Genomic DNA, 17,914 nt, shown 5'->3' with positions numbered 1-17,914 from the left:
AGATGGCGAAATCACTGGTAATAGTCGAATCACCGGCAAAAGCAAAGACAATAAATAAGTATTTAGGTAAAGACTTTGTAGTGAAGTCTAGTGTGGGTCATATCCGCGATTTACCTACTAGCAGCAATAAAGACAAATCAGCCGCTAAAAAAGACTTAACTAAAGAACAAAAGCATTATCAAGCTTTAGTTGCACGAATGGGCATTGATCCTGAGAACGGCTGGAAAGCGCGTTATGAAATATTACCAGGCAAGGAAAAGGTTGTTAAAGAATTAAAAACCTTAGCTGAAAAAGCCGATACTATTTATCTGGCAACGGATTTGGACCGCGAAGGAGAGGCAATTGCTTGGCATTTAAAGCAAATTATTGGCGGTGATGACGACAGATTTAAACGCGTTGTTTTTAACGAAATAACTAAAAATGCGATTCAAAATGCCTTTGAAGAGCCTGGCGAAGTTAATGAAGATCGGGTTAATGCACAGCAGGCAAGACGCTTTTTAGATCGCGTAGTTGGCTTTATGGTTTCGCCTTTATTATGGAAAAAGGTTGCAAGGGGCTTATCGGCTGGACGGGTTCAATCTGTTGCGGTTCGTTTAGTTGTTGAACGTGAGCGCGAAATTAAAGCCTTTGTGCCAGAAGAATATTGGACAGTATCTGCCGATACCACAACAAAAGCAGCAGAGGCATTGCAGCTTGATGTTACTAAGCAGCAAGGGAAGGCCTTTAAACCATTAAATAAACAGCAAACCCAAGCGGCATTAGCTGTTTTAAATAAAGCCGAGTTTAAAGTTGCTGAACGAGAAGATAAGCCTAGCACTAGCAAGCCTCAGGCGCCTTATATCACCTCAACTTTGCAACAAGCTGCGAGTACCCGTTTAGGTTACGGCGTTAAGAAAACGATGATGTTGGCTCAACGCTTATATGAAGCGGGTCATATCACTTATATGCGTACAGACTCAACTAACTTAAGTGCTGAAGCTGTCGCTAGTTGTCGTGATTATATTGAGCAAAACTTTGGCAAAAAATATTTACCCGATAACCCGCTGTCATACGGCAGTAAAGCCAACGCACAAGAGGCGCATGAAGCTATTCGTCCTTCAGAAGTGACCGTGTTAGCTTCTAGCCTAGGTGATATGGAAGCCGATGCCCGCAAACTTTATGAGTTAATTTGGCGTCAATTTGTGGCTTGTCAAATGCCGCCAGCATTATACGATGTTACGAATGTTATCGTGCAAGCTGGCGAGTTTGAATTGCGTGCTAAAGGCCGTGTATTACGTTTCGACGGCTGGACAAAAGTGCAACCCGTTGCCAAGCGCAAAGGAGAAGAAGATAGCGTGTTACCGGATGTGAAACCGGGTGAAGTGTTAAATTTACAACAGCTAAATGATACTCAACATTTTACTAAGCCAACAGCACGCTTTAGCGAGGCTAGCTTAGTTAAAGAATTAGAAAAACGCGGTATTGGCCGACCGTCAACCTATGCCTCTATTATCTCAACAATTCAAGATCGTGGTTATGTCCGTGTTGAAAACAAACGTTTTTATGCTGAGAAAATGGGTGAAATCGTCACCGATCGATTAATTGAAAACTTCAGTGATTTAATGAACTATGACTTCACTGCCAATATGGAATTGAAGCTAGATGATATCGCTAATGGTCAAGCCGCTTGGCGTAAAGAATTAGATAGTTTTTATACCGATTTTCAACAGAAGCTTAAAACAGCAGAATTAGAGCCAGAGCAAGGCGGTATGCGTGTTAATCAGTTTGTATTAACCAATATCGCTTGCCCAACGTGTGAGAGACCTATGGGAATTCGCACCGCTTCAACAGGCGTGTTTTTAGGCTGCTCAGGCTATAACTTACCGCCTAAAGAGCGCTGTACTCAGACCCTTAATTTAGTGTCGGGTGATGAGGCTATTGCAGTATCTGATGATGACGAGCAAGAAACCGAAGCGCTTCGTCAGAAAAAACGCTGTCAAAAGTGTGGCACTGCGATGGATAGCTACTTAATAGATGAACAGCGCAAGTTGCATGTGTGCGGTAATAATCCGGCTTGTGATGGTTACGAAATAGAGCAGGGCAGCTTTAAAATTAAGGGCTATGAAGGGCCTTTAATCGAGTGTGATAAGTGTGGTGCTGATATGCAGTTAAAGTCTGGCCGCTTTGGTAAATACTTTGGTTGCACTAACACCGAGTGTAAAAATACTCGTAAACTATTACGCAGTGGTGAAGCGGCTCCACCAAAAGAAGATCCTGTGCACTTACCTGAGTTAAAATGCGAAAAGTCAGATACTTACTTTGTATTACGTGACGGTGCCGCGGGTGTTTTTATGGCGGCAGCTACTTTTCCTAAGTCACGTGAAACCAGAGCGCCTTTAGTTTCCGAGCTAGCTAAGTATCGCGATCTTATTTCACCTAAATTTTATTATTTAGCTGATGCACCGCAAAAAGATCCAGAGGGTAATTTAACCGTTGTTCGCTGGAGCCGTAAAACTAAGCAGCAATATGTGATGTCAGAAAAAGAGGGCAAAGCAACAGGTTGGTCTGCTTGGTATGAAAATGGTAAGTGGGTTGTTACGAAAAAATAATTAAAGCTTCATTTTAGCTGCAAAAAAATACTCGCTTAAGCGAGTATTTTTTGCACTAAACACTAAACACTAAACACTAAACACTAAACACTAAACACTAAACACTAAACACTAAACACTAAACACTAAACACTAAACACTAAACACTAAACACTAAACACTACCACTTACGTTTAGGCCCAAATAAGTCATCAATATCTTTATTTTCTTTTTCTTCTTTTTTCGCTCTATCTCGGGTATTGCCTTCTTTTAATTGAGTCGCAATACTTTCTAAGGTCTGGATAACCTCGGATTGGCGCTTAGTTACGTATTCACCTTGATCACCAGATTGACTTAGCGCAGTTAATGCCTTTTCAAAATACTGCCGAGCCGAGCCTAGCATACCGTTAGAACGAGCTTTCATGCCTCGCTTTATTTGGCTTTCAACATTAATTCGTAATTGTAATATTTCTAAGCGTTTATCTTCTTGAATAACAACTTGGGTATCTACATTACCCCTAGCGTGCTCGCCTCGAAGCACAGTCCTAAGCTTCTTAATGCCCTTAATCATATTGATTAGCTGTTGATCGTTATCCGGTAAAGTTAAGGTATCTGTATAATTGCTATCATTGCTTGTATTTGCTTGTGCTAACCGAGCCTCAGTTTCATTAAGTCTATGGCGTAAGTCTTTAGCTTTTGGTTCAAGTTCTACCATGGCTTTTAAACTAAAGCAGATACGTTTTAACAGCATTTGGCTAATAGCAGGCGATAAAGGCACATTAGCTGAATTTAACAACAGCTCTTCGCTATCTTCTAGCATAATCCTACGTTTGCTATATTCAGCACGTTTTAAAGCGGCAATTCGTGCTTTATGTTGCTGGATTGCACTAACAATAACGCCAATTATAACCAGAGTTATTATCAGAATAATGATCAAAGTAAACAGCATTTAAACCTCTGATTTAACAGCTTTATTAGGCTGAAGTAACTATATGTAAAGTATGCATTGTTTGCTATATTTTTGTAGAAATTAAGCGACATATCTTTACTATTTGGCATGCTAATAAAATTAGGAATTTAATTTGTTGGTTTTAATTTAGCAAATAAGCTAAATAAGTACCAATCTAACTCTCTGGGTAATACCCAGCAGCGTAAACTACTTTACTACTATATCTCACCACTGGGTAGGTCGCATCAGTTAATCATAATTTACTGTTAATACTTATATTTATATCTGCATTCCTTAAGGGGATATCGTTATATAAATTGCCTAAAGGAATGACTACTGGTAATTTGTTTATAATCTGATCATTAACAAGTGATCTTAAAAAATAAGTTGGATTCTCTCTAGGCCAAGGTATATTGGTTAGAAGTATGCCAGCATAGGAACGGCCATAAATGAAATTACAACAGCTGCGTTATATTGTTGAAGTTTTAAACAATAATTTAAATGTTTCAGCTACAGCAGAAAATTTATACACTTCACAACCCGGTATAAGTAAACAAGTAAGAATGCTTGAGGATGAACTAGGCATTCAAGTTTTTGGCCGCAGTGGCAAACACTTGACCCATGTTACAGCAGCGGGAAAAGAGGTAATAGAGCTCTCTAGACAAATTTTATCTAAAGTTGAAAGTATCAAAGCGATAGCAAAAGAGCATAATTTACCTGATCAAGGCAAGTTAAATATTGCCACAACGCATACCCAAGCACGTTATGCCTTGCCTAAAGTGATTAGTGGTTTTATGAATAAGTATCCAAAAGTGTCATTACATATGCACCAAGGTACGCCGCAACAGATTTCTGAGGCCGCTTCACGAGGAGATGCTGATTTTGCTATCGCGACAGAAGCGTTACATCTCTATAGTGATCTAGTGATGCTGCCTTGTTATCACTGGAATCGCAGTGTTATCGTGCGTAAAGACCATCCTTTAGTGCAATTAAAACGACCACTGACTATTGCTGATGTGGCTAGTCAACCTATAGTGACCTATGTTTTTGGCTTCACTGGTCGTTCACAGTTAGATAAAGCTTTTGCTGCAGAAGGCTTAGAGCCGCATATCGTGTTTACGGCTACTGATGCTGATGTTATTAAAACTTATGTTCGCTTAGGTTTAGGCGTCGGGGTTATTGCTTCTATGGCCATGGACGAAGAATTAGATGATGATTTAGTTTCTTTGGATGCAAGTCATTTATTTGAAGCATCAACCACTAAAATAGGCTTTAGAAAAGGGGCCTTCTTACGTAGCTATATGTATGACTTTATCCAACGTTTTGCTCCTCACTTAACTAAAGATGTGGTTGAACAAGCTAATTTGTTGCGTAATCAAGAAGAAATCGATGAAATGTTTTTATCTGTTGAGCTACCAGTGCGTTAATACTTTCCTCTATGTTTACCAGTATTGGATGATAAATTAAGCGTTATGGCTCATGATCTCTGTTGAATTAATTTTATTAGCATTAAGCCCTATTTTTCTCGCGTTAATTGCATGGGAATGGTGGCGATATCGCCAGGTTAAGCCTGCGATATATCGTTGGCAAGATTCATTGGCTAATGCCATTTTAGCTTTGATGTATCAAGGCGGAGAATTTATAGCTGTTATTGTTTTAATGCCTGTATTTATCGTTATATATCAATGGCGACTTTTTGAGATAGAGATTAATGTCAGCACGCTATTTTTAGCTTTTTTACTGCAAGATTTTTTATATTATTGGTTTCATCGTGCCTCACACCAAGTGCGCTGGTTATGGGCATCTCATATCGCTCATCATAGCTCGCGTTTAATGAACTTTAGTACCGCCTTTAGGCAAAGCTTAACCTATCCTATTTCTGGGATGTGGCTGTTTTGGACACCGATGATGTTAATTGGCTTTTCTCCTAAAATTGTGCTGGCTGTCGTGGCTTTAAATTTAGCTTTTCAATTTTTTGTTCATACTCAGTCGGTTAAAAAGCTCGGGGTGTTGGAATATATTTTTAATACACCCTCACACCATAGGGTGCATCATGCCTGTAATCCTTGTTATATCGATAAGAATTTTGCTGGAGTATTAATTATTTGGGATCACATCTTTGGCACCTTTATAGCTGAAAGTGAATCAGAGCCTTGCAGATACGGCATTACAGATAATTTTGAGTCAGATAATCCACTACTTATTACTTTTTATGAATGGCAAAAAATGTGGCAAGATCTTCTAGTTGCTAATAACGTTGGTGAAAAATGGCTAAGTCTTTTTGGCCCACCAAGACCTAAAGTCAATATAGATACTACCGACAAATCATTAACAATATCCAACGAAAAGATTGATTAACTTAAGTTATTTATAATTATTTTATAAAAGAAAGAGGCTAAAAATTAAACAATGGACTAAACTTAGCGAAAGCTCAAATGCTTCAAATGCTAGGAGTGCCATATGAACAAAACAATGTTGATGATGGGATCTATATTCTTAGGCGTAGTTGCTTGTAAGCCAGCAATGCAAGTAGATATTGAAGATCAGAATGATGCAATAACAAGTAAAGAACCAAGCTGTGTTATGACAATAGGTATTGATGCATGGGAGCCATATCAATACATGTCGGTAAATAATAAAGCGATTGGTTTAGATGTAGAAATTGCTACAGCAGCATTAAATACTATGGGCTGCTCGCTATTAGTTGAACAGGGCAGTTGGACGGAGTTATTACTGAAACTTAAAGCCGGTGAAGTTGACGCGGTGTTAGGGGCGTCAAAAACTGATGAGCGTCAGCGCTTTGCTTATTTTTCTGATGCCTATCGTAAAGAACGTTTTCAATTATATGTACGAAAAGAAAATATCAATTACCCCTATAAAACAATTGATGCCTTTTTAGACGATGGCCACAAGCTGGGGATTGTCAATCAGTACTATTATGGGGATGATATTGATGAACTTTATGGTCAAAGCAAATATAGAACATTATTCGTTGGCGCAATAATCAGTGAGTTAAATATGGCTCGATTATTAGATGAAGAAATTGATGGTCTGTTAGAAGATAGCTTTGTTGCCGCTTCTATTTTGCGTCGTAAAGGGCTAGATAAGTACATCAAACCACATTCTATTAGTTTAGACAGTTCAGATGTCTTTGTTATGTTTAGTCAAGAATCTGTTACTGAAGAGCAAGTAACAGAGTTTAACTGGGGCTTGACGCAGCTTAAAGAAAGTGGCGAGTATAATAAGATTATCAATAAATATAGCCCTTAACAGCTATTCACTGCTAAGGGAAAACTGCTGTTGTAATATAGCGGCAGTAAAGTTAGTTTTTAAATAAAACCCACGCGGTAAGGTACGAATAGGTTGTCCTTGGCTACCTACCGCGTCGGTAAGTGCTTTACTATTAGCCGCTTTAGGTCTTAATTGTAGATACTTTCCTGTTGCCCCCCGAATATTGGCGATACCGCCCAAGCTAATCAACTCCATTAATTCTTCCCAGTCTTGCTGTAATGCTTGTTGTTGCAAAACGCTAGGCTGCCATAAAAAACCATTACCAATAATGCGCTCAGCTATTGGGATTTGACGCTCTGCTAATATAGGTAACCATAAAATATGTTGTAACTTTTGGCAGACCCAAGAGTTGTGCCATTGCAAGCCGGTAACGCCAGTTAAAGGGGCTACACAAACATAAGTGCTTTCAAGGGGTTTTCCTTGTTGGTTAATGGGTAAGGTTTTAAGCTCAATACCTAAACTAGCAAAATCGACAACAGCTTGCGAGCCGCCATCTGCACCAAGAGCTAATTCTATTAGTTGGCCAACCCAGCCCTTATCTTTGAGTAAGTTTTTTGGCACAGCTTGTTCTAAATTTGCTGCAAGTTGACCTAAAGTTAAGCCAGCGATAGCGCTGCAGCGGGCCATAAGATCATCAGTAGTTTGCGGTGGTGTTAGCATAATATCTATAAAAAGGGCTTTAGTGACAACGCTAGCATTTTTTGGCAAATATATCTGCTTAAAAACAACACAAACTAACTTATACACAGCTGCTTTTTAGTTTTTTGTGATGCGGTATATTATTAAGTGATTGATTTTATTGCTTTAGTTCTTGTTGATGGCTTAAGGCTTTTAGTTGAATATAAACTTATTAAGAGCTTTAGCCTGACTTTACCACAGGGTTATCAACAGATGCTGTGAAAAAGTCCACACTAGGATTGTTAATTTGAAGTAATTTGTGGATAAGTTTGTACAAGTTAACAAAGAAAATAGCGATTGCTCACCAGCGCAGTTTGTGAAAGAATCTTTTTATAGTAGATATATGATCCGCCAGAGGTATCAGTGATCGATTCCGAAGGATTTCGGGCTAATGTCGGCATAGTAATATGTAACAGCCAAGGACAGGTGTTTTGGGCAAAACGATATGGTCAGCATTCTTGGCAATACCCACAAGGTGGCATTAACGAAGGCGAAACGCCAGAGCAGGCAATGTTTCGTGAGTTAAACGAAGAAGTTGGTTTAACGGCTGCAGATGTGCAAATTATGGCAAGTACCAAACATTGGTTACGCTATAAGTTGCCAAAGCGTTTAATTCGTAAAGATAGTAACCCTGTGTGCATTGGTCAAAAGCAAAAATGGTTTTTGTTACGGCTGACCTGTAGTGAAGATGAGGTAAACTTATTAAAAACTACGCATCCTGAATTTGATAGTTGGCGTTGGGTTAGCTATTGGTATCCAGTGAGGCAAGTGGTTGCGTTTAAGCGTGAAGTTTATCGTAAGGTCATGAAAGAGTTTTCCCCTGTTGCTTTGCCATTTATTCGCCGCGAAGGAAAAAGAAAAAGTTAATATCTTGAATTAACTAAAATGAGGCTCTTATGTTAAGCCAGTTAAGACGAATTGTTCAAGATGTGGCACAAGAGCCAGTGCTTAACAATGCGCTTGCTGGCTTAGTCACAAGTATTAAAAACGCTTTACAGACCGAGTGTTGCTCGGTCTATTTAGCCGATGACCAACAACAGCATTTTATGCTAATGGCTACAGATGGCTTAAATCCTGATGCTATTGGTCAGGTAGCTATTGGTTTTTCTGAAGGCCTTATTGGCTGGATAGGTGAGCGTGAAGAGCCAATTAATTTAGCTAAAGCACATTTACATCCTCGTTTTAGAGTTACCCCTGAAGTAAGTGAAGATCATTTTTCGGCTTTCTTAGGCTGCCCTATTATTCATCATCGTAAAGTACTTGGCGTCTTAACCATTCAGCAATCGGTTGATCGTGTTTTTAACGAAGATGAAGAATCGTTTTTAGTTACCTTAGCGGCGCAGTTAGCTTCAGTTCTAACTAATGCTGCCATGCGACAAGCTGCCAGTGAAAGCTCTGCTACTCAAATTCAAACTGGCCATTTAAAAGGTTTACCTGGGGCGCCAGGTATTGCTATGGGGCATGCTCATATTTTAGAGCCAGCTAATGACTTTAACGCTATTTCAGTTAAACGCTCTGATGATCCAGAAAAAGAGTTAGCCTACTTTTATCGTGCCGTAAAGGTGACTAAAACTGAGTTTAATCGATTAGCTGAGCGTATGGCTGGCCATTTACCACCCGATGCTTTAGCTATTTTTGATGTCTATCATCAATTATTGGATGCAGCGAGTTTAGGCCGTGAAATAGAGCAGCAAATAGCTGAAGGTTGGTGCGCAAAAAGTGCTCTTAAGCGTGTAGTTGAAAAGTTTGCTCGTCAATTTGACGACATGGACGATAGCTACTTACGTGAGCGCGGTACAGATATTCGCGATCTAGGCCAGCGGGTTTTAAATAACTTATTAGATACACAAAAACGTAAAATAAAACTGCCTGAGGCAGTAATTCTAGTGGCCGATAATGTTACCGCCACTATGCTCGCTGAGATCCCGCGAGAAAAGCTAATGGCGATAGTTTCTTTAAAAGGCTCGGTTAACTCTCACGCGGCTATAATGGCGCGGGCACTAAATATACCGGCAGTAATGGGTGTTGATGAGTTACCTTTATTGCAGTGGCAAGATCAATACCTAATCGTTGATGGTTATCAAGGTAATGTTCTATTGTCTCCGGTTGAGGCAATTTGTGCTGAATATCGCCGCTTAATTAATGAAGATGCTAAGCTTAATGCACTGTATTTAGAGGAAGTGCATTTACCGTCAGAGTCACTTTGTGGCATGAAGTTTGACCTTATGGTTAACTCTGGCCTGGCTGTTGAATTAGAAACGGCGGATTTAGAACATACTGATGGCGTAGGTTTATATCGCACAGAATTTCCATTTATTATGCGTAGCCGCTTTCCTACAGAGCAAGAGCAAACGGCGTTATATCGCAAGGTGCTAGAAAGCTCACCGAATAAAACGGTAATTATGCGTACCTTAGATGTGGGTGGTGATAAAGCCTTACCTTATTTTAATATTGAAGAAGAAAATCCCTTCCTTGGTTGGCGCGGGATCAGGTTAACGTTAGATCATCCTGAAATATTTCTAGTACAAATTCGCGCTATGTTGCGAGCTAATTTAGCCTTAGATAATTTACATATTTTATTGCCGATGATCTCGGATCTAAACGAGGTTGATGAAGCTCTGCGCTTAATTAAACAAGCTTGTTTTGAAGTGAGTGAAGAGTTGGCTGTTGCATTACCACGGCCTAAAATTGGCGTAATGATAGAAGTGCCATCGATTATATATCAGTTACCCGAACTTGCTCAAAAAGTTGACTTTTGCTCCGTAGGCACCAATGATTTAACCCAATATTTATTGGCGGTTGACCGTAACAACCCTAGAGTTGCAGGCTTATACGATGCCATGCACCCTGCGGTATTAAGAGCCTTATATAATTTAGCGCAACAGGCAAAAGCATTACAGTTTCCTATTAGTGTTTGTGGTGAGTTAGCCGCTGAGCCAGCTGGTGTTATTTTATTGGCAGCAATGGGCTATCGCTATTTTAGTATGAATAGTAGTAACCTGGCGAAAATAAAGTGGTTATTACGCCGAATAGAATTATCAGAACTAGAATTATTACTGCCTCAAGTGTTAGCCTGTAGTTCGGCAAAGTTAGTACGCTTGCATGTACAACGTTTTTTAGAACAAAAGCAGTCACTTAATCAGCTTAGAGCTTAAGCGACATCAAACCAAAATACTTGATAAATAAAGAGATGCAACTTTGCTTACCGTTATCTTAATTACTTTAGTTTTAGGAGCTATAGTTGGTTTCTTAGCTGGTTTACTTGGCATAGGTGGCGGTTTAATTATTGTGCCTGCCTTAGTCATGTTATTGCCAGCTTATGGCATTATTGCCCCCGAGGATGCCATGCTAGTGGCCATTGCTACCTCGTTAGCGTCCATTATTGTTACTGCAAGCTCATCCGTATTAGCCCATCATCGACGAGGTAATGTGCCTTGGTCAATTGCGACTGCGGTATTAATCGGTGCGGCTATTGGTGCTGTGCTAGTTGGCTATTTTGCTCACTTAGTAAGTGGTGACATTTTAAAACGAATTTTTGCAGCCGCGGTGTTGTTATTGTCTTTACGGATGTTAGGCTCGCGCTCTGTTGCTGGCAATAAAACCTTGCCTAATAATGGCTGGTTAGGTTTTATATCGTCTATTTTAGCAGGCATCGCTAGCTTACTTGGCATTGGTGGTGGGGCCTTATTTGTGCCTATGCTTAATTACTTCTCTGTTGATATGCGCCGAGCTATAGGTTGTGCTGCAGCATCAGGGATTGCGATTGCCGTTTTTGGTTCAATTGGTTATGTATTAGCCGGTTGGCAGCATTATTCATTAGCCGATGGCTTTGTTGGCTATGTATACTTACCGGTATTAGCCGGAATTGTCGCAACGTCTGTCTTTATGGCGCCTATAGGTGCGCGCTTAACACAGCGACTGCCTGTATTGGTAATAAAACGGGTTTTCGGTATTTTTCTTATTTTAGTGGCAGCTAAGATGATGTTTAGTTAAGGGTTGTTATGTCAGCTGGGTATATTACATTTCCACAAATTGATCCAATTATCTTCTCCATAGGTCCCATCGCTTTAAGATGGTATGGCTTAATGTATTTAATTGCTTTTGCTCTTGCTTGGTGGCTAGCTAACCGCGCGGCTAAGCAACCTAACTCCGGTTGGACTGAACAGCAAGTGAGTGACTTGTTATTTCAAAGTTTCATAGGTGTTATTTTAGGGGGGCGCTTAGGTTACGTCTTGTTTTATCAGTTTGACTACTTTTTACAAGATCCCAGCTACCTATTTAAAATATGGACCGGCGGCATGTCATTCCATGGCGGTTTTATTGGTGTGCTTGTTGCTATGGCCTGGTTTGCAAAACGCAATAATAAAGCTTATCTACAGTTAGGTGACTTTGTTGCTCCGCTGGCACCACTAGGTTTAGCGGCGGGGCGTTTAGGTAACTTTATTAATGCCGAATTATGGGGCAGACCCACAGATGTACCTTGGGCGGTGTTATTTCCTAACGCTGGGCCTTACCCACGGCACCCATCGCAGTTATATGAATTTATGCTCGAAGGCATAGTGCTCTTTATTTTAATTATTTTATATCGTCGCTTTAATCCACCAAGTGGCTCCTTAGGTGGCTTGTTCTTAGTAGGTTATGGTGCTGCGCGCTTTACCGTTGAGTTTTATCGTGAGCCAGATGCACATCTTGGTATTTTGTCGGCGGGCATGTCGATGGGGCAATGGTTATCATTACCAATGATTATTAGTGGTGTAGGGCTAATTAGCTATGGCTACTGGCGCAAAGCTCAACAAAAAAAACAGGCAGTATAAGTATGAAGCAATATTTAGATCTATGTCAGCGCATTATTGATCAGGGTGTTTGGATAGAGAATAAACGCACTGGAGTTAGGTGTTTAACCTTAATTAATGCTGATTTAGAGTACGATGTCGCAGCGAATGCCTTCCCATTATTAACCACACGTAAAAGCTATTACAAAGCGGCTATAGCGGAATTGCTTGGCTATATTCGCGGTTATGATAATGCCGCGGACTTTCGGGCTATTGGCTGTAATACCTGGAATGCCAACGCCAATGAAAATACGGCTTGGTTAAATAACCCTCATCGTAAAGGCACTGACGATATGGGCCGAGTTTATGGCGTGCAAGGGCGAACGTGGCAAAAGCCGGATGGAACCTTTTTAGATCAGTTTAAAAAAGTGGTCGATAATTTAAGCCAAGGCATTGATGACAGAGCTGAAATAATTACTTTTTATAATCCTGGTGAAATAGAGCTAGGCTGTTTACGGCCTTGTATGCATACCCATACTTTCTCACTATTAGATGACACCTTATATTTAACCTCGTATCAACGCAGCTGTGATGTGCCTCTAGGTTTGAATTTTAATCAGGTGCAGTGCTTTGTGTTATTAGCCTTAGTGGCACAAATTACCGGCCATAAAGCGGGCAAAGTATTTCATAAAATTGTCAACGCCCATATATATGAAAATCAGCTAGAGTTATTGCAAGAGGTTCAGCTGAAGCGTCAGCCATTACCACTTCCGCGTTTACATATTAACTCTAAGATAAAAACCTTACAGGATATAGAAACTTGGGTAACTACAGCAGACTTTGAGCTAGAAGGTTATCAGTATCATGAACCAATAAGTTATCCATTTACGGTTTAAATATTAACGCCATAAATTTTTTCAGATCCAATAAAACTCACTAGTTTAAATATGTAGTCGTATTTAAACTAGTGAGTCCCTCTGTAGTGTTGCGCCAAAAAAATATTAAAAACGACAAGTTTAACTGGCCTAATTATTGCAATGATTAAATATAAATACATTTAATGAAAATACAACTTAGCTTAATTAAGGTGGCGGTATGAAGGCGCTAACATTCGCAGTGATTATTTTTACTGGTTTACTAATAGCCAGCTGTAGCTCGACTAATGTGAACAATCAAACTGCCTCAGGCAGTACTTTGCATCCGGCAAATACAGTTGCTTATTATAGTCAGCTGTTAGCGCTTAATTTAACCAATCAGCTCAATAGCAAGTTAGAGCAGAGTACGATTAAGCCGCGAATAGCCCTAAGCTCTTTTGTGCCGGTAACCAGCTTTTCATTAGCCCAGGTTGATGAATTTGAAAAACAGATGGCGAATCAAATTAGTGAGACAATGCTTAGCGAAATTAAGCAACAGGGTTTTGAAGTTTATGATTACCGTTTACGCGATCAATTAGCTTTAAAGGAAGATCATGAGCAAGCCTTATCACGGCAATTAACCGCTATAGCCAATAGCAGCGCAGCCGATACCTTATTAGTGGGAACTTATAGCCTATTAGCTGAAGGCGTTATGCTAAATGCGCGGTTAATTGCAGTGAAAAATAAACAAGTGTTAGCAGCAAGCAGCCAGCTAGTGCCAACAGCGGTGTTCTGGCAGCAACAGCGAGTTATTCAAGTAGGTGATAAGCTGTACCGTACTGATTCAACAGGAGCAGCAAGATGATGCTAAAACCACTTTTACTTCCGTTATCTATATTATTTTTATCGGCTTGCTCAATGCCGAGCTTTTTGAGCGCAGACCAACAAGCGGTTGATGAAAAGCAAACTGAATCGACATGGCAAGACAATGTAGATAGCAAATTATTGACAGCCAATACATACTCTCAGGCACTAGTGTATCAATTAGTATCTCATTGGCAGGCCGTAGATAAAACGGCCATGGTTGCTGTAACAAATTTTAGTTTTGTCGACTCAGGCTTAGAGCAGGGCAGTGTTTTAAGTCATCACTTAAGCGAGGCGATGATGCATGATTTACATACCTTTGGTGTGCCAGTGTTAGACTATAAAGCGACCGACTTTATAAGGGTAACAGAGCAGGGCGACTTTGTATTAAGCCGTAACTTTCAAGAGCTAAATAATGAATTACCCATACGCTATGTTGTAACAGGCACTATGACTCAGCATCAGCAAGGCATGCTGATTAATGCGCGTTTAGTGCGTATTGATAACAAGCAGGTCATGTCGGTTGGTCGAACCTTTATTCCCGCTGTGGTTGTTAACGCTATTCTAAAACACAATGATCAAGCGCCTTTACAGCTAACCCAAGGTTAGCTTAAAGTTCCAGCTGTGTTTACTGCAATTTCATTAAATGCTTAGTCTAGGTCAGACTTAAGCTAAGCTGCTTTGCAGTGTCGTTTAATCGTTGATAAGGGAAACGAATGATAGATTTTAATAACAAAGGTTTTTTTAAATTAAAGCAAAATGCTGATTATGCAGAAAAAGTACAAGATTTACTAATAGCTGATGAGCAGGTTATCGACTCATTTAAAACAATGCGTGATGGCGTGGTTTTTACCAATAAAAGAATTATTGCCGTTAACGTACAAGGTATTACCGGCAGTAAGAAAGACTTCACTAGCTTGCCTTATAAAAATATTGTGGCTTATTCCGTTGAAACCTCAGGCACCTTCGATTTAGATTCTGAACTAGAAATATACTTTTCTGCTATTGGTAAAGTTAGGTTTGAATTTACCGGCAAAACCTCAATGGTTGATATCGCAAAAACGATAGCCAACAGCATGCTTTAACTTAGGTTATTGTATTTTATAGATAAAATATTTAATTAACTAGGCTGATGGCGTCCCAGACAGGAGTCGAACCTGTGGCCTCGCCCTTAGGAGGGGCGCGCTCTATCCATCTGAGCTACTGGGACTTAAGTTGATATTCTATATAAAAAATTAAAAAATAAGTACCCTTAGTCTTCTTCTTTTCTATGAATACTCACAATATCTGCGGCTTGTATATGCTGGATTAAGGCTGCGGTTGCGGGCTCTGCCATAGCTTGCTGTTGGCTAACTTGGCGTACAACTAAGGTAATATCGCTAAGATGCAAGCGTTTAAGTTCAGGTTGGCCAGGATCGCGCTTCACTTGAATTAGCTGTAATTTGTCGCCAACCTCTAAGCCATGCTTTTTACCAATATTAAACCAGACTTGATTATTAGTAACTTGGGTAATATTGGTTAAAACCGGCTTACACTGTAATTCTTGCTGTATATCTTCTGCCACAATCTCTAAAAGTTGATCAATTTTTTGTCCATAAGGTAACTGCCAAAAAGCGGCACTGTGAGCAGCAGGTGTATTTTTATCTTTATATGGCCACGTAGAGTCTGTTCTATATTCTTGTTGAAATACAATGCTTTGTTCAAATAAATCATAAAGCACGACATTAAGTGCAAAAAAGCGTTGTTTAGTTGCTGTTTGCCAAAAACGGTGAGTTTCTTCGCCTAAAGAGAGATCTTTAATCGTTGCTGTTACGATATATTGGCCACCTTGGCGAAATAACTGGTCAGTATAGGGGTAGCTAAGATCAGATAAGCCAGTACTATAGTCTAATACACTGGTGGTAGCGGCCGGAGCTTTTGCTTGCAGATGGTAATTTAACTGTGTAGTGGCATCTTTATCTAATGAAAATAACTGGCCATATATTGCATCTTCTCGAGCACTTAGCTGCATACGACTAAGTAACAATGGTTTTATATATTGTTCAGTGGTACAAGCAGAGACTTTTTGTGGCTGAATATTAGCCCTAATCACAACCGTTAAGCGATTGCCTTGTTGCTTTTCTGACATCAGCTGCAACTCACTGACTTGATGTTGGCTACTAATTTCAATTAAATCATGCTCTAACACGCCATTAAGTACCTGTTGCGAGCTTTTTATTTCAGCACCGGCAAATAAAGCGGCGCGGCTTAAAGCGTCATTAACTGCATAATGTCTGGCTTGTGCTAAATTGTCATGCTTAATTCTCGCTTCACCTGTGGCTTCATACCAGGCTGCAGAACTTGAGCTGGCAAAGAAAGCTAATACTAAGCTTGATAAAATTGCATTATGTTTCATAAAAATCCTAGCCACTAATGTTCACTAGTATAAGTAAAGCAATAAGCATGCCTTATCTTTGGCTTAGTTATTGCTTTATTAAAACTATTAAGGCTATCGTTAATCTAAACAGTCGATAGCATAAGCAGTTAATAGTCTATACCTTAGAGTCAAGAGTAAAGCTAACTTATCGCTAGCTTAACGATGCTGTAAATGATTATTTTGGAAATAGTAACATGATAATAAATAAAATAATTTTCTCACTGAGTATTAAGCTTGTTGTTGCAATAAGTCTTTTTAGCGTTGTTACAGCTTGTGCAACGAAAACAAGTACTGAAGTGAAAAATGTCGCCATTGTGCCTAAACAGTTTCCTGTTTTACAGGCCGTTGGTTATGCCCCTATCAGTTTACAGAAGGGGCAAACTGAGCAGCAAAGAATGTTGCAGGCAATTACAGCCTCTAAGCTTGATGCATATCGTGAACTGGCCGAAATAGTGCACGGACAAAAACTTGACGCTAAAAACGAAGTTACCAATACTTTTAAAAGCCAAAGCGGAATCGCTTCATCAGTTACAGGACTAATTAAAGGGGCTAAGGTGGTAAAAAGCTATGCGATTAATGATGTGTATATCACAGAGCTGGAATTAGATTTTGAACAAATTTATCAGCTATATAACAAAGTAGGACCAAAGCAGAAGGGTAAGCGTATTCGCTATTATTAGTTTTTAGAAACGTAGTTGCTAAGTAGTGTACGAGCTGAGTAATGACAAACTACATAATTTACGTGCTTAGGCTTTAATACCTTTGCCGATATTGTCTATAGATGGTTTGCCTTTATTGGTATAAGTTAAGCCTGACTTGCCTTGTTGAGATAAAAGGGTATTTTTGAAACGTTCTAAAGTGAGTTGGCTTTGCTCTAATACTTGTTGATTAACGTTGTTTTGCTGTTTGCAATTAGCTAATAACCCATCAATTTTAGTTACTTCTGCGCTAAACCAATCAGCAGCTTTAAGACTAGCAAGCTCAGGAAGCTGTGCCACTGCATTATCGGTCTCGGTAATAGAAGCAAGTAATTGATTCTTTTCTAGCGTAATACGCTCAAGGCTTGCAATATCACGCTCAGATAGAGCGGCAAGTTCTTGCCGTAATAGCAGCAACAACTCATTTAGATGCTGTTGTTGTTGTTCTAGTAGGGTAGAGGCTTTATCTGTATTCATTAGTGGCTGAATAACTCGTTTTCAAACTCTACGATGCTTTTAGCTAGCTGCTCAACATTAATTTTATATTTACCTTCACTGATCGCTTGCTTAATTTTATCCACTTTCTCTTGATCAATGCCGCTGCTGTTATTCGCTTTTTCAGTTAGTTTAGTTAACTGCTGAGCTTGTGGTGTTAAAGACACTGAATCTTGTTTTTGATTCGGCGCTTGAGCCGAATTTTGTTGCACACTTGCTTGCTGACGTTGAGTTTGTTGCTCAACTTTGTCAGTTTTAACTTGTGCATTATTTTGTAAGTTGTTGATATTGATAGCCATGATATAACCTCATTACCTAAGTACAGATCCC

At 39.7% G+C, this 17,914-nt stretch carries 18 protein-coding genes and 1 tRNA gene; 13 read left to right on the top strand and 6 right to left on the bottom strand.

Features of this window, described 5'->3' with window-relative positions; translation table 11 throughout:
- Positions 1-2 precede the first annotated feature (2 nt).
- Positions 3-2,588: a type I DNA topoisomerase gene (gene topA / locus ACRCA4_RS06980; RefSeq protein ID WP_433186106.1), complete on the top strand. Its 2,586-nt coding sequence runs from the start codon at positions 3-5 to the stop codon at positions 2,586-2,588.
- Positions 2,589-2,748: 160 nt separating this feature from the next.
- On the opposite strand, the gene ACRCA4_RS06975 is transcribed toward topA, so the two are convergent.
- Complete coding sequence (locus ACRCA4_RS06975) at positions 2,749-3,516, bottom strand: hypothetical protein (protein WP_433186103.1); 768 nt, start codon at positions 3,514-3,516, stop codon at positions 2,749-2,751.
- Between the two features lie 449 nt (positions 3,517-3,965).
- Between ACRCA4_RS06975 and cysB the strand changes: the two genes are divergently transcribed.
- The 3 genes from cysB to ACRCA4_RS06960 all read left to right on the top strand — a co-directional run bounded on the left by cysB (position 3,966) and on the right by ACRCA4_RS06960 (position 6,786).
- Positions 3,966-4,943 (top strand): HTH-type transcriptional regulator CysB, encoded by a 978-nt coding sequence (gene cysB, locus ACRCA4_RS06970; RefSeq protein WP_433186100.1) that lies wholly within the window; start codon positions 3,966-3,968, stop codon positions 4,941-4,943.
- Positions 4,944-4,995: 52 nt separating this feature from the next.
- Positions 4,996-5,874: a sterol desaturase family protein gene (locus tag ACRCA4_RS06965; protein ID WP_433186097.1), complete on the top strand. Its 879-nt coding sequence runs from the start codon at positions 4,996-4,998 to the stop codon at positions 5,872-5,874.
- A gap of 102 nt (positions 5,875-5,976) precedes the next feature.
- Positions 5,977-6,786 (top strand): substrate-binding periplasmic protein, encoded by an 810-nt coding sequence (locus ACRCA4_RS06960; protein WP_433186094.1) that lies wholly within the window; start codon positions 5,977-5,979, stop codon positions 6,784-6,786.
- Positions 6,787-6,789: 3 nt separating this feature from the next.
- Here the strand turns inward: ACRCA4_RS06960 and mutH are convergent, their stop codons facing one another.
- Positions 6,790-7,515: a DNA mismatch repair endonuclease MutH gene (mutH, locus tag ACRCA4_RS06955; RefSeq protein ID WP_433186091.1), complete on the bottom strand. Its 726-nt coding sequence runs from the start codon at positions 7,513-7,515 to the stop codon at positions 6,790-6,792.
- 333 nt (positions 7,516-7,848) lie between these two features.
- On the opposite strand from mutH, the gene rppH reads away from it, so the two are divergent.
- The 8 genes from rppH to ACRCA4_RS06915 all read left to right on the top strand — a co-directional run bounded on the left by rppH (position 7,849) and on the right by ACRCA4_RS06915 (position 15,060).
- Positions 7,849-8,352, top strand: coding sequence for an RNA pyrophosphohydrolase (gene rppH, locus ACRCA4_RS06950; protein ID WP_433186088.1), 504 nt, complete (start codon positions 7,849-7,851; stop codon positions 8,350-8,352).
- A 29-nt stretch (positions 8,353-8,381) separates the two neighbouring features.
- On the top strand, positions 8,382-10,640 hold the full coding sequence (ptsP, locus tag ACRCA4_RS06945) for a phosphoenolpyruvate--protein phosphotransferase (RefSeq protein WP_433186085.1): 2,259 nt from the start codon (positions 8,382-8,384) through the stop codon (positions 10,638-10,640).
- A 43-nt stretch (positions 10,641-10,683) separates the two neighbouring features.
- Entirely contained in the window at positions 10,684-11,478 is a 795-nt protein-coding gene (locus ACRCA4_RS06940) for a sulfite exporter TauE/SafE family protein (protein ID WP_433186083.1), read from the top strand.
- A gap of 8 nt (positions 11,479-11,486) precedes the next feature.
- Positions 11,487-12,299 carry a prolipoprotein diacylglyceryl transferase gene (lgt, locus tag ACRCA4_RS06935; protein WP_433186080.1) on the top strand — a complete coding sequence of 271 codons (813 nt, stop codon included), beginning with the start codon at positions 11,487-11,489 and terminating at the stop codon, positions 12,297-12,299.
- Between the two features lie 2 nt (positions 12,300-12,301).
- Positions 12,302-13,153 (top strand): thymidylate synthase, encoded by an 852-nt coding sequence (locus ACRCA4_RS06930; RefSeq protein WP_433186078.1) that lies wholly within the window; start codon positions 12,302-12,304, stop codon positions 13,151-13,153.
- 199 nt (positions 13,154-13,352) lie between these two features.
- Positions 13,353-13,976 carry a FlgO family outer membrane protein gene (locus tag ACRCA4_RS06925; protein WP_433186075.1) on the top strand — a complete coding sequence of 208 codons (624 nt, stop codon included), beginning with the start codon at positions 13,353-13,355 and terminating at the stop codon, positions 13,974-13,976.
- Complete coding sequence (locus tag ACRCA4_RS06920) at positions 13,973-14,584, top strand: FlgO family outer membrane protein (protein WP_433186072.1); 612 nt, start codon at positions 13,973-13,975, stop codon at positions 14,582-14,584. The genes ACRCA4_RS06925 and ACRCA4_RS06920 overlap by 4 nt, the downstream gene beginning before the upstream one ends.
- A gap of 107 nt (positions 14,585-14,691) precedes the next feature.
- A complete protein-coding gene (locus tag ACRCA4_RS06915) occupies positions 14,692-15,060 on the top strand; it encodes a PH domain-containing protein (RefSeq protein ID WP_433186069.1) in 369 nt (122 codons plus the stop codon).
- Positions 15,061-15,108: 48 nt separating this feature from the next.
- On the opposite strand, the gene ACRCA4_RS06910 is transcribed toward ACRCA4_RS06915, so the two are convergent.
- Both ACRCA4_RS06910 and ACRCA4_RS06905 read right to left on the bottom strand, forming a co-directional pair.
- A tRNA-Arg gene (locus tag ACRCA4_RS06910) sits at positions 15,109-15,185 on the bottom strand.
- Between the two features lie 42 nt (positions 15,186-15,227).
- Positions 15,228-16,370, bottom strand: coding sequence for a flagellar assembly protein T N-terminal domain-containing protein (locus ACRCA4_RS06905; protein ID WP_433186066.1), 1,143 nt, complete (start codon positions 16,368-16,370; stop codon positions 15,228-15,230).
- Positions 16,371-16,585: 215 nt separating this feature from the next.
- On the opposite strand from ACRCA4_RS06905, the gene ACRCA4_RS06900 reads away from it, so the two are divergent.
- Positions 16,586-17,071, top strand: coding sequence for an LPP20 family lipoprotein (locus ACRCA4_RS06900; RefSeq protein ID WP_433186063.1), 486 nt, complete (start codon positions 16,586-16,588; stop codon positions 17,069-17,071).
- Between the two features lie 66 nt (positions 17,072-17,137).
- Here ACRCA4_RS06900 and flgN read toward each other — a convergent pair whose 3' ends face one another.
- On the bottom strand, positions 17,138-17,566 hold the full coding sequence (gene flgN, locus ACRCA4_RS06895; protein ID WP_433186061.1) for a flagellar export chaperone FlgN: 429 nt from the start codon (positions 17,564-17,566) through the stop codon (positions 17,138-17,140).
- Positions 17,566-17,883: a flagellar biosynthesis anti-sigma factor FlgM gene (gene flgM, locus ACRCA4_RS06890; RefSeq protein WP_433186058.1), complete on the bottom strand. Its 318-nt coding sequence runs from the start codon at positions 17,881-17,883 to the stop codon at positions 17,566-17,568. Before flgM ends, flgN begins: the two co-directional genes overlap by 1 nt.
- Positions 17,884-17,914 lie beyond the last annotated feature (31 nt).

Origin of the sequence: Rheinheimera sp. WS51 (assembly GCF_050936095.1) — a bacterium.
Classification (GTDB): Bacteria; Pseudomonadota; Gammaproteobacteria; order Enterobacterales; family Alteromonadaceae; genus Alishewanella.
Note: the sequence above shows the minus strand (reverse complement) of the source record. Positions and strands in the feature narration are given on the sequence as shown.

Bases quoted from the DNA above. Each gene is read 5' to 3' on its own strand.
- ACRCA4_RS06915 (WP_433186069.1), top strand. From the start codon at position 14,692: ATGATAGATTTTAATAACAAAGGTTTTTTTAAATTAAAGCAAAATGCT.
- ACRCA4_RS06960 (WP_433186094.1), top strand. From the start codon at position 5,977: ATGAACAAAACAATGTTGATGATGGGATCTATATTCTTAGGCGTAGTT.
- ACRCA4_RS06905 (WP_433186066.1), bottom strand. From the start codon at position 16,370: ATGAAACATAATGCAATTTTATCAAGCTTAGTATTAGCTTTCTTTGCC.
- ptsP (WP_433186085.1), top strand. From the start codon at position 8,382: ATGTTAAGCCAGTTAAGACGAATTGTTCAAGATGTGGCACAAGAGCCA.
- flgM (WP_433186058.1), bottom strand. From the start codon at position 17,883: ATGGCTATCAATATCAACAACTTACAAAATAATGCACAAGTTAAAACT.
- ACRCA4_RS06925 (WP_433186075.1), top strand. From the start codon at position 13,353: ATGAAGGCGCTAACATTCGCAGTGATTATTTTTACTGGTTTACTAATA.
- ACRCA4_RS06930 (WP_433186078.1), top strand. From the start codon at position 12,302: ATGAAGCAATATTTAGATCTATGTCAGCGCATTATTGATCAGGGTGTT.
- flgN (WP_433186061.1), bottom strand. From the start codon at position 17,566: ATGAATACAGATAAAGCCTCTACCCTACTAGAACAACAACAACAGCAT.
- lgt (WP_433186080.1), top strand. From the start codon at position 11,487: ATGTCAGCTGGGTATATTACATTTCCACAAATTGATCCAATTATCTTC.
- ACRCA4_RS06965 (WP_433186097.1), top strand. From the start codon at position 4,996: ATGATCTCTGTTGAATTAATTTTATTAGCATTAAGCCCTATTTTTCTC.
- ACRCA4_RS06900 (WP_433186063.1), top strand. From the start codon at position 16,586: ATGATAATAAATAAAATAATTTTCTCACTGAGTATTAAGCTTGTTGTT.
- ACRCA4_RS06920 (WP_433186072.1), top strand. From the start codon at position 13,973: ATGATGCTAAAACCACTTTTACTTCCGTTATCTATATTATTTTTATCG.
- ACRCA4_RS06975 (WP_433186103.1), bottom strand. From the start codon at position 3,516: ATGCTGTTTACTTTGATCATTATTCTGATAATAACTCTGGTTATAATT.
- topA (WP_433186106.1), top strand. From the start codon at position 3: ATGGCGAAATCACTGGTAATAGTCGAATCACCGGCAAAAGCAAAGACA.
- cysB (WP_433186100.1), top strand. From the start codon at position 3,966: ATGAAATTACAACAGCTGCGTTATATTGTTGAAGTTTTAAACAATAAT.